Origin of the sequence: Chelatococcus sp. HY11, assembly GCF_018398335.1 — a bacterium.
In the GTDB taxonomy this organism is placed as follows: domain Bacteria; phylum Pseudomonadota; class Alphaproteobacteria; order Rhizobiales; family Beijerinckiaceae; genus Chelatococcus.
In genome coordinates this window covers 1,368,326-1,380,470 of record NZ_JAHBRX010000001.1, presented here as the reverse complement: position 1 = coordinate 1,380,470, position 12,145 = coordinate 1,368,326, and the positions used below count along the sequence as shown (strand labels likewise).

General features: G+C 64.5%; 12 protein-coding genes. 6 read left to right on the top strand and 6 right to left on the bottom strand.

Features of this window, described 5'->3' with window-relative positions; all coding sequences use genetic code 11:
- Positions 1-27 precede the first annotated feature (27 nt).
- Together KIO74_RS06465 and KIO74_RS32415 are read left to right on the top strand one after the other, a co-directional pair.
- A complete protein-coding gene (locus KIO74_RS06465) occupies positions 28-651 on the top strand; it encodes an ATP-dependent Clp protease proteolytic subunit (protein WP_213331232.1) in 624 nt (207 codons plus the stop codon).
- Positions 652-857: 206 nt separating this feature from the next.
- Positions 858-1,202: an NUDIX domain-containing protein gene (locus tag KIO74_RS32415; protein ID WP_291980268.1), complete on the top strand. Its 345-nt coding sequence runs from the start codon at positions 858-860 to the stop codon at positions 1,200-1,202.
- Between the two features lie 49 nt (positions 1,203-1,251).
- On the opposite strand, the gene KIO74_RS06455 is transcribed toward KIO74_RS32415, so the two are convergent.
- Together KIO74_RS06455 and KIO74_RS06450 are read right to left on the bottom strand one after the other, a co-directional pair.
- Complete coding sequence (locus tag KIO74_RS06455; protein ID WP_213331231.1) at positions 1,252-1,920, bottom strand: Vgb family protein; 669 nt, start codon at positions 1,918-1,920, stop codon at positions 1,252-1,254.
- 9 nt (positions 1,921-1,929) lie between these two features.
- Complete coding sequence (locus KIO74_RS06450; protein ID WP_213331230.1) at positions 1,930-3,150, bottom strand: helix-turn-helix domain-containing protein; 1,221 nt, start codon at positions 3,148-3,150, stop codon at positions 1,930-1,932.
- A gap of 117 nt (positions 3,151-3,267) precedes the next feature.
- Between KIO74_RS06450 and KIO74_RS06445 the strand changes: the two genes are divergently transcribed.
- Complete coding sequence (locus KIO74_RS06445; RefSeq protein ID WP_213331229.1) at positions 3,268-4,074, top strand: DUF899 domain-containing protein; 807 nt, start codon at positions 3,268-3,270, stop codon at positions 4,072-4,074.
- 73 nt (positions 4,075-4,147) lie between these two features.
- Here the strand turns inward: KIO74_RS06445 and KIO74_RS06440 are convergent, their stop codons facing one another.
- Complete coding sequence (locus KIO74_RS06440) at positions 4,148-4,345, bottom strand: hypothetical protein (RefSeq protein WP_213331228.1); 198 nt, start codon at positions 4,343-4,345, stop codon at positions 4,148-4,150.
- On the opposite strand from KIO74_RS06440, the gene KIO74_RS06435 reads away from it, so the two are divergent.
- Complete coding sequence (locus KIO74_RS06435) at positions 4,344-4,916, top strand: DUF2182 domain-containing protein (protein WP_213331227.1); 573 nt, start codon at positions 4,344-4,346, stop codon at positions 4,914-4,916. The genes KIO74_RS06440 and KIO74_RS06435 overlap by 2 nt on opposite strands.
- 96 nt (positions 4,917-5,012) lie before the next feature.
- Here KIO74_RS06435 and KIO74_RS06430 read toward each other — a convergent pair whose 3' ends face one another.
- Together KIO74_RS06430 and KIO74_RS06425 are read right to left on the bottom strand one after the other, a co-directional pair.
- Entirely contained in the window at positions 5,013-6,410 is a 1,398-nt protein-coding gene (locus KIO74_RS06430; protein ID WP_213331226.1) for an RtcB family protein, read from the bottom strand.
- A 901-nt stretch (positions 6,411-7,311) separates the two neighbouring features.
- Complete coding sequence (locus KIO74_RS06425; RefSeq protein WP_213331225.1) at positions 7,312-8,871, bottom strand: vWA domain-containing protein; 1,560 nt, start codon at positions 8,869-8,871, stop codon at positions 7,312-7,314.
- 208 nt (positions 8,872-9,079) lie between these two features.
- On the opposite strand from KIO74_RS06425, the gene rtcR reads away from it, so the two are divergent.
- Entirely contained in the window at positions 9,080-10,687 is a 1,608-nt protein-coding gene (rtcR, locus tag KIO74_RS06420) for an RNA repair transcriptional activator RtcR (protein ID WP_213331224.1), read from the top strand.
- Positions 10,688-10,869: 182 nt separating this feature from the next.
- On the top strand, positions 10,870-11,340 hold the full coding sequence (locus KIO74_RS06415; protein ID WP_213331223.1) for a GNAT family N-acetyltransferase: 471 nt from the start codon (positions 10,870-10,872) through the stop codon (positions 11,338-11,340).
- Here the strand turns inward: KIO74_RS06415 and KIO74_RS06410 are convergent, their stop codons facing one another.
- Positions 11,341-12,048 (bottom strand): GntR family transcriptional regulator, encoded by a 708-nt coding sequence (locus KIO74_RS06410; RefSeq protein WP_213331222.1) that lies wholly within the window; start codon positions 12,046-12,048, stop codon positions 11,341-11,343.
- Positions 12,049-12,145 lie beyond the last annotated feature (97 nt).

Below are 12,145 nucleotides of genomic sequence, written 5' to 3'. Positions count from 1 at the left end.
AATCGTCTGCAAGATTGGAACTCGCCGATGCGCGAAGCGATGCAACTCGTGCCTATGGTCATAGAACAGTCGAGCAAGGGAGAACGGTCTTTTGATATCTTTTCTCGTCTTCTGCGCGAACGGATCATCTTCCTGAACGGCGAGGTGAACGATACCGTATCCGCGCTTGTCTGCGCACAACTGTTGTTTCTCGAAGCAGAAAACCCGAAGAAGCCCATAAACCTTTATATCAATTCTCCCGGCGGTGTGGTGACCAGCGGCCTTGCGATGTATGACACCATGCGCCACGTCCGTGCTCCGGTGCACACCCTGTGCATGGGGACCGCGCGCTCGATGGGATCGTTTCTGTTGATGGCAGGCGAGCCCGGTCACCGCGCCGCGCTGCCCAACGCGAGTCTGCTCGTTCATCAGCCGTTGGGCGGCTTCCAGGGACAGGCCTCCGATATTCTCATTCATGCCGAGGAGACGCGACGGACCAAGCATCTCATGACGCGCCTCTACGCGGAGCATTGCGGCCGTACCTACGAAGAGGTCGAGCGCGCGCTCGATCGCGACAACTTCATGACGGCGGAGGAGGCCCGGGAATGGGGCCTGATCGACCGGGTCCTTCATACGCGCGCGGACGAAGGCTCTTTCTCTGGCCTTGCATGACATCGACCGCCTCGCGTCTCCCGTGTTATCGGCTGTGTCATAGAGACCGTGGGAGACAGGTGTGCAACCGGAGAGCTCGATGCGCGAACGACCGTCCGCGCGCGTCCTACTGCTGGATCAGTCGGGATGCGTTCTTCTTTTCAAGTTCGTTCACAGGTCAGGACCGCTCGCCGGACGCATCTACTGGGCGACGCCGGGGGGGCGCGGTGGAGGAGGGCGAGACCTTCGAGGAAGCGGCGCTGCGTGAGCTCGAGGAGGAGACCGGGCTTATAAGGAACGCGATCGGCGCCGAGATCGGTCGCCGCAGTTACGAACTTCAGCTCGTGGACGGTGAGATCGTGTGGGCGGAGGAAAGGTTCTTCGCCCTCCGGATTGCGCGGACCGCAATCTCGGACAGCGGCTGGAGCGCCATCGAACGCGAGGTGATGGCAGAACATCACTGGTGGTCTGTCGACGAAATCCGGACGACGTCGGAGATCATTTTTCCGGAGGACCTTCTTGATCTCCTCAGTGGCGCGGCCGCGCCGCAAGGCCTCTCACCTCGCATGTGATCCGCTCGCGGCGTTTCAGGGACGCCGCGAGACGTTTGATGCGCGTGGATCAGCTGGACATGTCCAGGCCGCTGTCGGCCTTAGCCTCCTGCCTTGGGCGCCGGACCGCCCTCACTTTTCCGCTCGGACCACCGCCGCAGAAAAAGCGGTCGGCGCCATCGGACTCAAGCCCGGATACGCCTACACCGGGCGGCATGTCGACCTGCTCCAGGACGGTCCCGGTTGCGGGATCGATGCGCCGCAGTTCGCTCTCATCGCCTTCCCATGTGCCATGCCAGAGTTCGCCGTCCACCCAGGTCACGCCAGTGACGAAACGGTTGGAGGCGAGGGTGCGGAGAATGGCTCCCGTTTCGGGATCGATCTGGTGGATCTTGCGCTCTCGACATTGCCCCACCCAGAGTGTCCCTTCAGCCCATGTAAGGCCCGAGTCACTGCCGCCCCCAGGCGCCGGGATCGTGGCGAGCACGCGGCCTGTGCGCGGATCGATCTTCTGGATGCGATCAGCCGCGATCTGGAAAAGGTGCTCACCATCGAAAGCCGTGCCCGCATGTGCGGGAACGTCGATTGAGCCTGTCGTCGTCCCGCTTGCGGGATCGATGGCATTGAGCTTGTCGCCCGATGCAAACCAGACCTGCCGGCCGTCGAACGTGACGCCATGCACCTGGTCAACGCCCGGAAAGGGCCCGTATTCGTGGAGGATTTCAGCTATCTGTTTCATGGCTTGAGGCTAGCCGCTTGGCAGCGAGGGCGGGAGTAACAAGGTTGTCGTGAATCCGGGCATGGGCGGGGTGAGCCAACGGCGCGCGCGCCCTTGCCCGAATGCCTGCACCTTGGCCTCCGCGGCGAGTTCGTCTAGCGCGCGCTGTACGGTGCGCTGGCTTGCGTGGAGCGCCAGCGCCAATGCTGAGCTCGACCATGCCTCCCCATCGGCGAGGAGGGCTAAAACGGCTGCATGCCGTTCTTCAACCGGCCTTGCCAGAACGACGACCCGTCCCGCGCGCCGAGGCGTCAGCGTAAAGCCCTGTTTTGTCGCATCGATATCCGCCGCGTCCCGGAGGATGGCGCGCAGCCGCCCGATCTCGACCCTTAGCCTTGCCCGATGGGATTCGTCGGCGCGCTTTGCCCGGAAGGCCCGCGCGACGAGCCTGTCGCGCGTCACCTCGCCCGGCCAGGCTTCCGCCAGGGCGCGCGCGAGGACGAACAGCACCGGGCGTGTCGCGAGTGAGACGACAGCCCTTTGATCCCGCACGACGTGGCGACAGGCGTCGATGACGAGCGCGTCCGATGCCAGCAGCCGCTCGACGTCATCGAGGAGGAGGGTATGCACACGCTCATCGGCGATCAGACGGGCCGCCGGCGCGTCCAGGGCGAGCGCCACGCCGGCGACCTCCGCAGTCAATGCGGGTATACGGGCGTGCTGTGCCGCCGCTTGGGCTCGCGCCAGCGCGGCGCGAGCCTCGCGGGTCTTCAACCGTCGCATGGCAATCCCGGCGATCACCAACTCATGCACAGCGCGTAGCGCCGGTGGCAACGGGGCGGGATCAAGTCCGTCGAGGGCCTGCTCCGCCTCGTCGAGGCGCCCGATCAGGAGGAGGCGCCGGACCTTGAGATGCCGCGCATGGGCTGCATTGACCCAATCTCCATGCCGTTCAAGCATCTTTCGGGCCGCATCGAGAGCCTTCGTCGGCCAACCGAGATCGCGCGCGGCGAGAGCAACGTCCGCCTCGGCAACGACGCAGCGCGCGCGGGCCACGTGCTCCCTCGGGCTGAAGGAGCGCGTGGCGCTGCGCAGGAGAAGCCGCGCGCGGGAGAGATCGCCAAGCTGCGCCATCGCGATACCCCGCAGTGCAAGAGCGGGGGCGTCCTCACGCAAGGCGACATAGTTCAGCGCGCGGAAGGGATCCCCGGCGGCGAGGGCACGCGCGGCGGCCGTAATCAGCGAGTCCATCGGAATCCCGCCACACTTGTCACTCCCACCCCCTGATCTCCGGCGCCTAACCTTATCTCATGATCTGCGATCAGCCGTCACATCATGGCTGAAGACATGATCGAGGGAGTAACAGCCATGACGCAACATAGCATCGGAACGCGGGAAGAGTGGCAAGCGGCGCGGCTTGATCTGCTTGCCGCGGAGAAGGAGGTCACGCGGTTGAGCGACGCGCTGGCGCAGCGGCGCCAGCGTCTGCCGTGGGTGCGCGTTGACAAGACCTACCGCTTCGAGACGAGCGAAGGCGATGCATCGCTTGCCGACCTCTTCCGCGGACGCTCGCAACTTCTCGTCTATCATTTCATGTTCGGGACCGACTATACGGCGGGATGTCCGTCCTGTTCGGCGATCGCGGACGGCTTCAATGGTTTTGTCCCGCATCTCGCCAATCATGACGTGATGCTATGGGCCGTGTCCCGCGCTCCGTTCGCGACATTGCAGGCTTACAAGCGGCGCATGGGCTGGACTTTCCCCTGGGCATCGTCTCTCGCGAGTGACTTCAATGCCGATTTCGGTGTCTGGTTCTCCGAAGACCAGCAACGCGAGGGTGGCATCTCCTACAACTACCGGCCCGAGAAGGCATTCGTCTGGCGGCCCGGGCAAGAGGGCGGTGGAGCCGGCGCGGAGGCGCATATGGCGGCGACCTGCGGAACGGACACGGCCACGTACCAGCGCGAAAGGCCGGGCATGAGCGCCTTCGTGCGGGAGGATGGCGTTGTCTACCACAGCTACTCCACCTATGCGCGAGGGCTGGATGGCCTGTGGGGCATGTATCAGTGGCTCGATCGCGCGCCAAAGGGGCGCAACGAAACGGGCGTCTGGTTCCGTCGCCACGATGAATACGGGCAACCCGCGAGCAGCATGGGTGCGTCGTGTTGTGCCTGAGCCCGGCCATGCGCGCGATCAGTATCACGGCTGAACGGGCACATCGCGGCGCAACTGCATGCCGGCAAGGTTGTCAGCCAGTTTTCCTGGGTACGGCAGCGTTGATCTTCGCTGCCAGCACGACGGCGACGATCCTTGGATGCGCGTCGATGGCCTCCATGGACGGGATACCGATGCCCGGTGGCTGGATGATGTCGCCGGCATGGTTGCCGATGTGCGGGCAGACCTGGAGGGAGGCCGCCGCGAGCTTCGTCGGCCTCTGGAGCGTCATGATGGTCGCGATGATGGTACCGTCGTTACTGCCCGCGCTGGGGCGCTACCACCAGGCGGCCGGCCTGTCCGGCGCGTCGTGGCCCGGTTCGCTGGCCATGCTCGCCGGTGTCGTCTATCTCGGCGTCTGGACGCTGTCGGGTCTGTTCATCTTTGCGATCGGCTCTGAACTCGCGGCCCTCGCGATGCGGCGTCCGGATCTCGCCCGCGCCATGCCGATGCTCATGGGGGCCTGCCTTCTGACGGCCGGCGCGTTCCAGTTCACGCGATGGAAGGCCCGTCTTCTGGCTTGCTGCCGAAAGGGGCCGTGTCGGATAGGACAATTGGCGAACAGGTTCGCAGCCGCCGGCTACGGGCTCCGGCTCGGTCTCGTCTGCTGCATCAGCTGCTCGGGTCTTGTCGCTGTTCTTCTGGTCCTCGGTGTGATGGACCTTCGCGCGATGATCCTCGTGACGCTCGCCATCACCACGGAGCGTCTCGCACCCGCTGGTCTGCGCATGCCGGAAGCGATCGGCGCCGTCACGGCCGGAGCAGGGGGCATCCTTATCGCGCAAGCCGCCGGTTTCGTCTGACGGTGGGAAGAGCACAAATCCCACCCGCGAGCGTGGCCGCGGGTGGGATGCTCTTGAGGCGCGTGAGGCGCCATGGATTGGCGCCTTTGCGCGTGGTCACGCCGCAGCGCGGGCCTGCTTCTTCTTGCGCCATGGGGCGTTGGCCGCCCAGTCGCCGGCCATGATGCAGCCGTAGGGGATGACCTCGTCGACGATCTCGGCGAGGCCGTAGTGCTCGATCTGCCGGCGCACCGACGCGGCATTCTTGTAGGCGCTCGGCAGCTCCGAGATATCGGTCACGCCCGAGAAGAAGCGCGCGTCGATTCCCTGCGTTTCCGCCGCGAAGATCTCCGCGTCCGTCCGCCCGGCCTGGAGGCGCTTGTGCTGGCTGCGCGAGAAGTTGCGGCCGGCCCCATGCGGTGAGAAGCCAAGGCCATGCGGCGCATCCTTGCCACGCACGATCAGCACCGGCTCCGCCATGTTGAGCGGAATGAGCGTCAGGTCCGTGGCGTCGTCGGCCCAGCCCGAGAAGGCCGGCGTCGCGCCCTTGCCGTGGTAGAACAGCCCGTCCGAGCGCCGGAAGACGAAGTTATGCTCGTTCCAGAAGCGATCGGCGACCTTCGCGGACAGCCGTTCGGCGGCCGCGTCGTGGATCAGCATATGGTTCGCCTTCGTCCAGGCCCGGATGGTCTGAAGCGCCTCCCAATAGCGGTCGCCCTCCTCGGTGTCGGCTGGAATCCAGGCGTTGTCGCGATGGGTTTCCGGCGACGTCACCAGGCGCACGGCATTGGCGATCTTCATGCCCTTGCCGTAGAGGCGAGCGCCCGGCGACCGCGAGCCGTGATGCGTCACCAGCGCCGTCTCGCCGGTGGACTTGATGGTTCCGACGAAGGCGAAATGGTTGCCGTCGCCCTGGGTGCCGAAATGCTCGATCGCCGCGCTGGTGATGTCCGCGAGCAGCGCGTTCGTGGCGAAGCGCTCCATCAGCGCCGGCTCCGGCCGGAACTGCTGGCCGCGCGGGCGTCCACCCGGCCCGAAATGCGTCACTGCCTGCACCGTGTCGAGCAGAGCCTGCGGCGCGACGCCGGGATAGACGGAGATCGCCATGGAGCAGCAGATGTCGGCCGAGTGCATGCCGGGATGAATAGCCTCGGACACCGCGATGCCGCCGACCGGGATCGTCCCCATGGGCCCCGCCGGGCAGGCATCGGGCATGACGGCGCCCGCGCGCACGACCGGCGTGCGCATCAGCTCGGTCATGCTCCGCGTGACCGCCGCGACATTGGCCTGCTCGAGTTCGTTCTCCGCATCGATATTGATGTGGAACGGCACCGTGCCGGTCGGGCGCAAAGGGGTTGCGGGCGGTGGCTCGAACTGGCGCGCGGCTTCCAAGGCGGTAGCAAAGGAGCCGCCGCTTTCCAGCACGGCATTGCCGGCGGCGAGCGCCTTGCCGAACCACTTGCCCTGCCGCATGCCGGCGTCGATCAGGTCCTGTCCACTCAAAATCTCGGTCATCTCATTGTTCTTTCTGGCCACCCGGGGTGGCCGCCTTCGGCGTTCAGGACGACAAGTCGTGAGCGCAACGTCTTTTTCGCCACCGCATCGTGGGGCCTCTGACAGCCCTTGACACGGGAAGGGGTCGAACCTTCACGCCTCGCGGCATCCGGTTATGCCGGATCGCGTCTTCCATGGAGTAGCGCCTGCATTCGTCCTGATCGGCCGCTGGCGACAAGCGTGGCGCAAGACTTGTTTCCTGAGCTACATCCAGTCCGGGAGGACAGGAAGGGATGACTTGAACACCCGACCTTCCGCCCCTGCGAGGCGGATGCTCTACCTGTAGTCCTGCGGGCATTCGCCAGCGGAATTCGTCTTCGAGGAACGGCGACGAGGATGGATGAAACTTGGGATGTCCCGCTGGTGCCAGACAGCGCATGCAAGGTGAGGAGTCGAACCTCACGGAGCATCCCGACTATGCTGCTGTAGTTTCATCCGGCATTCGCCGTTCTTCAAAGGTCTCTATTCTATCCGTCTACTGTCTATAGGTGGCCCGGTTGAGGCCATGACGACAAGGGTCGGCGAAACGCTTCTGCTCTACCACTGAGCTACGGGCCGAAGAGGAGGCCCGACGGGGATCGAACCCGCGACATGATGTAGTTTCGCCTGCATTCGTCATGGCTGTTGCCTCGGATCGTCGTTGTTCATGAAGAAGGCATGACGACAAGGGATGATGAAACCTCTCCCACCGTAAAGCGGGAACCCGCTCTGACCACTGAGCTACGAGCCCGCAGTTGGTGGACCCGGCGGGATTCGAACCCGCGACCTGGAGGGGTACAGCCTGTAGTTCCATCGGCATTCGTCATGCCAGTCTAATGGGTCCTTCGTGAGTGCCCCGGCGGCGGACCGCCGGGGCTTATTGTCAGAGTTCTATGGCGTCGATCGTCTTCACCCAATGATCCCTGTCTTGTCCGCTCCTCGCCATCGCGGCGACCAGCGTGAAAACCTGATCCGAGAAGCCGCCGACATTCAGGATGTCCGCGCGGCCCTTCGCCTGGGTCGTCGTGTTAGGCTGGATATCGATGCAGACGAGCTTTGCAGCCGGGTTCCGGACCTTGATCCTGTTCCACGCCTGCATGGTCGCCGTGCCGTGGTGGCTATGGGACACCCCGTCTACCCACGATTGGTTGTCCGACACGAACACCACGAGATCGACCTTCGCCTTCTCGTCCGCCAGCCTTTGGAGCGGCGCGGAGCAATTCGTTCCGCCACCGCCGATCGCCGCCAGTTTTGCCGCGTTTGTCATCACCGTGTCGCGCGGGTTGAGGTCGATGGCGACCACATCCTGCTCGAACGGCAGCACACGCGCAGTCCGGTTGGCCCGCAGCAGCGCCGCGGCCACGAGGGTGGCGACATCGACGCAGCGCACCGTCGAGGTCGCGCCCTGGCGATAACCCGTCGCGGGCGAGCGCATGGAGCCGGACACATCCGGGCAGACCACGACATTGCCCTCGATCTCCGGCACGTTGGCCAGCGCGATTTCCATCGCATCCTGCAACGCGTCCTTGATCGCGACCGGCACGCCTGTCTCCACCATGGTGAAGGCCACCATGAGCTGGTAGGGGAAGACCCTGGCGCGTCGGACCTCGTCCGCATCGGCGAGCCGTCCGGCGAGCCGCTCCGTGAACCCCTCCGCTTCGAACACGCCATGGCGGGCGAAGGTGTTGAGGTTCTGGCGCAGCATCTGCCAGCCGGCCTTGTCCGCGATCTCCACCCAATGCGCCTTGGACAGCGGCATCGCGGTGAGCATCTGGAACGGCACCGGCGGCACCGGCAGGGACGGATCGCGCTTGAAGGCCTCGAAGGCCTTGACCACGTCCGGCACCGCCAGCACGTCATACGGCCTGCCGATGAGATAGCCATAAAGCGCCTCACGCGAAGCCGATGACGGCTTCGGGTGAACCATCTTGATGATGTCAGCCAGCGACGGATCATTGCCGACGGCGGCGCGCATGATCTCGATGTCGTCAGCCTGCTCCAACCACCCCTGCACCAGGCGCTTCGGCCGGCTTCCGAGCGACTTGCGGCCGGTCACGCCGGAGCGCATGACCTGCACGAAGTTGCGCACCATCTTGCCGTTCCTCACGATACGCGGGAAGGCCCGTGAAAATTCCGGTCCCGGCATCATCGATAGCGCTGCCAGAAGCAGCGCCGGCATGTCCTTCATGAACCCCCGCTCGAAGGCATAGACGGCGGTCTTGGCGACGAATTCCGGCTCGACCTGCCAGGCCAGCTTCAGAACCTCGTCGAGTTGCTCGCGCGGCTCGGCGTAGAAGGTCGTGTTGAACGTGCCCGTTGCCGCCAGCTGCGCGAGAGCCTGGTGGGGCGTCAGGGCATAAGCCCTGGCGCCCTCATGGTTCACACAGTCCGTCTGCGGAATGAGTTTTCCTACGATCGTCGCAAACACGGATTTGTTTGCCATGGGTCCGTTCCTTCTGTTCACGCCTCTTCTATTTCAAGCGGCGTGCCAGTCGGCGGCGATGGCAGGCGAAAAAGTTCGGACATATCGTAAATATATGAATTTGTTATATTTATTTTAATCGAGGCGCTTGCCTTTGAGGTGTGGCGCGGTTGCCGGCACTCTTCTCGTATGATACATATATCTAACATTTTAGAAAATTGGATAAGGTATGCGCCGTCGCATCGCGATCAGCGTTCTGGGCACGACACTCGATAGCGGCGGGCGCAAGGACCGCTGGAAGCGCTGGCGGCCAACCGTCGCGCTTTGCCAGCAACCCGGCCTGTTCATCGACAGGCTTGAACTCATCCACGGTGCCAAGCATCTGCCGCTCGCGATTCAGGTTACCCGCGATATCGAACAGATTTCCCCGGCGACTGAGGTCAAGCTCCATGAGATCACCTTGCGCGATCCATGGGATTTCAGCGAGGTCTACACAAGCATGCGCGACTTCGCGCATGGTTACAGCTTCGACCCCGAGCGCGAGGACTATCTGGTCAATATCACCACCGGCACCCATGTCGCGCAGATCTGCTGGTTCCTCCTGACCGAGGCGCGTTACATCCCGGGGCGGCTGGTGCAGCTCTCGCCGCCCAGGAAGACCGAGGATCCCGGCGATTATTCCGGGACGCATTCGATCATCGATCTCGATCTGTCGCGTTACGACGCGATCGCCACGCGCTTCGCGGCGGAGCGCGCGGAAGCGACATCGTTCCTCAAGTCCGGCATCGCGACCCGTAATGCCACCTTCAATGAGATGATCGACCAGATCGAGAAGGTGGCGATCCGCTCGCGCGCGCCGGTGCTCCTGACCGGGCCGACGGGGGCGGGCAAGTCGCAGCTCGCCAGGCGCATCTACGAGTTGAAACAGGCCCAGCGACAGGTCTCCGGCGCCTTCGTCGAGGTCAATTGTGCGACGCTCAGGGGCGACCAGGCGATGTCGACCCTGTTCGGTCACGTCAAGGGCGCCTTCACTGGCGCGCAGACGGCGCGCGCGGGGCTGATGAAAGCCGCCGACAAGGGCGTGCTGTTCCTCGACGAGATCGGCGAGCTAGGCCTTGATGAACAGGCCATGTGCCTGCGCGCCATCGAGGAGAAGCGCTTCCTGCCGGTCGGCGCCGACAGCGACACCGCCTCCGATTTCCAGCTGCTCGCGGGCACCAACCGGGATCTCTCCGTCAGCGTCCGGGAGGGACGCTTTCGTGAGGACCTGTTCGCCCGGCTCAATCTCTGGACCTTCCAACTGCCGGCACTCAAGGATCGCCGTGAGGACATCGAGCCCAATCTCGATTTCGAGTTGCGGCGCTTCAGCGAACGGGAAGGCCTGAACGCCACCTTCAACAAGGAAGCGCGCGCGCTTTACCTTACCTTCGCCATGGCGCCGGAAGCGGCCTGGCGCGCCAATTTTCGTGATCTCTCGGCATCGGTCACCCGCATGGCGACGCTCGCGCCGCAGGCACGGATCAATGAGGAGACGGTGCGCCAAGAGATCGGTCGCCTGAGGTGGCTGTGGTCCTCCGCGAGTGACAGTGGGACGCCTGAGGACTTGCTGATCGGCGTTCTCGGGGCCGAGCGCGCCGCCGGGCTTGATCTGTTCGACCGGGCGCAACTCGCGGCCGTCATCGCGGCCTGTCGCGGCCATTCATCGATCAGCGCCGCCGGACGACAGCTGTTCGCCGTATCACGCCTGCAGAAATCCACCGGCAACGACGCGGACCGGCTGCGGAAATACCTGCTGAAATTCGGGCTGACCTTCGAGGACGTCAGCCGGCCGGCCTGAGGATCACCACCGGTCCGGCGGGCCGCTATCTTCCTCTAGTCATCCCCGAGCCATCATCCCACGCCGATCGCAACGGTCTTATCGAGCCTACCTTCTCTCGGTGCGGCATGACGCATGGCGGGTTGCCTTGAACCGGGCGCCCGCTACGGTGGCCGGCCGTGCCATAAGTAGCGAGAGCCGTTTTGACGTCCGCAGCTTCCTCGATCCGGATTACCAGCCTCCAGCAGGATCCCCACTTCCGCGCGGCGGTATCAGACCGCATCTGGAAGGCGTGGTGGCGTGAGGAAGGCTATAGCTTCGATCAGATCGACCAAAGGGTTAGCGAGAGCCTCGGACCAGAGACGGTTCCGTCAGCGCTTGTGGCGAGCATCGGCACCGAGTTCCTGGGAACGGTGTCCTTGATCGACAGCGATATGGACGAGCGCCCCGCTTACAGCCCCTGGATCGCGGCGCTTTGGGTGGATCCCGAACACCGCCGCCAGGGTATTGGCGCGGCCCTGGTGGAGGCGGCGGCGACCATGGCCTTCGCGGCTGGGAACGACACGGTCTATCTCTGCGCCTCGCCGGACAACGCGCCTTTCTATATTGGCCTCGGCTGGCGTCTTATCGAGGAGAATGTCGCGGGCGTCACGATCCTCGCGCTCTCGCGATAGTCAGGCATGCGAGCCCGCAGCCGGATCGCCGCGCTGCGCGAAGAACGCTTCAATCGTGCGGGCGGCTGTCGTCAGGTGCCTGCGTAAAACCTCGACCGCCGTCGTGACATCGCGGCGGCGCGCCGCCGCGACCATCGCGCGGTGGTCGTCCTGGGACATGTGGGCGCGCCCCTTGGCCGCCAGGTGGAAGCGCAAGTAGCGGTCGAAGGAAGCCAGCTGGCTCTCGGTCAGGGCGATCAGCTTGGGATGACCCGCCGCGCCATAGAGCGTCATGTGAAAGCGGCGATTGAGCTCTCCCATGCGTCCCGGCTCGTTGACCGTGTCCATGTCGACGATCAGATCCTCCGCCAAGGTGAAATCCTCATCGCGCAGATGGGGAATGGAGAGCGTGAGCGCCGCCGGCTCGAGCGCCATGCGGATCGCGTAAGTGTCCGCCGCATCAGCCGCCGAGATCTCCGTCACCACGGCGCCCTTGTGGGGCACGAAGTCGAGGAGCGCCTGCGCTTCCAGCTGCCGCAAGGCCTCGCGCACCGGCATGCGGCTGACGCCGAAAGCCGCCGCGAGATCCTCCTGGCGGAGCGGCGTGCCGCCGGGCAGGCGCCCCGACAGGATGGCATCGCGCAAGGTGGCCTCGACAAAGGCTGTCGCGGTCCTATGGCGTGTCCCGCTCGCCGCGATGAGGTCAGCTATGGGCTGAAGAGAAGACATCCAATATCCGGTTGTTCATTGGATCCAATTGTGACATATCTCTGAGGCGTTGTCATTGTCCAAGTTGGCCGTGCGGTTATCCGTCGAGGCCGTTCCA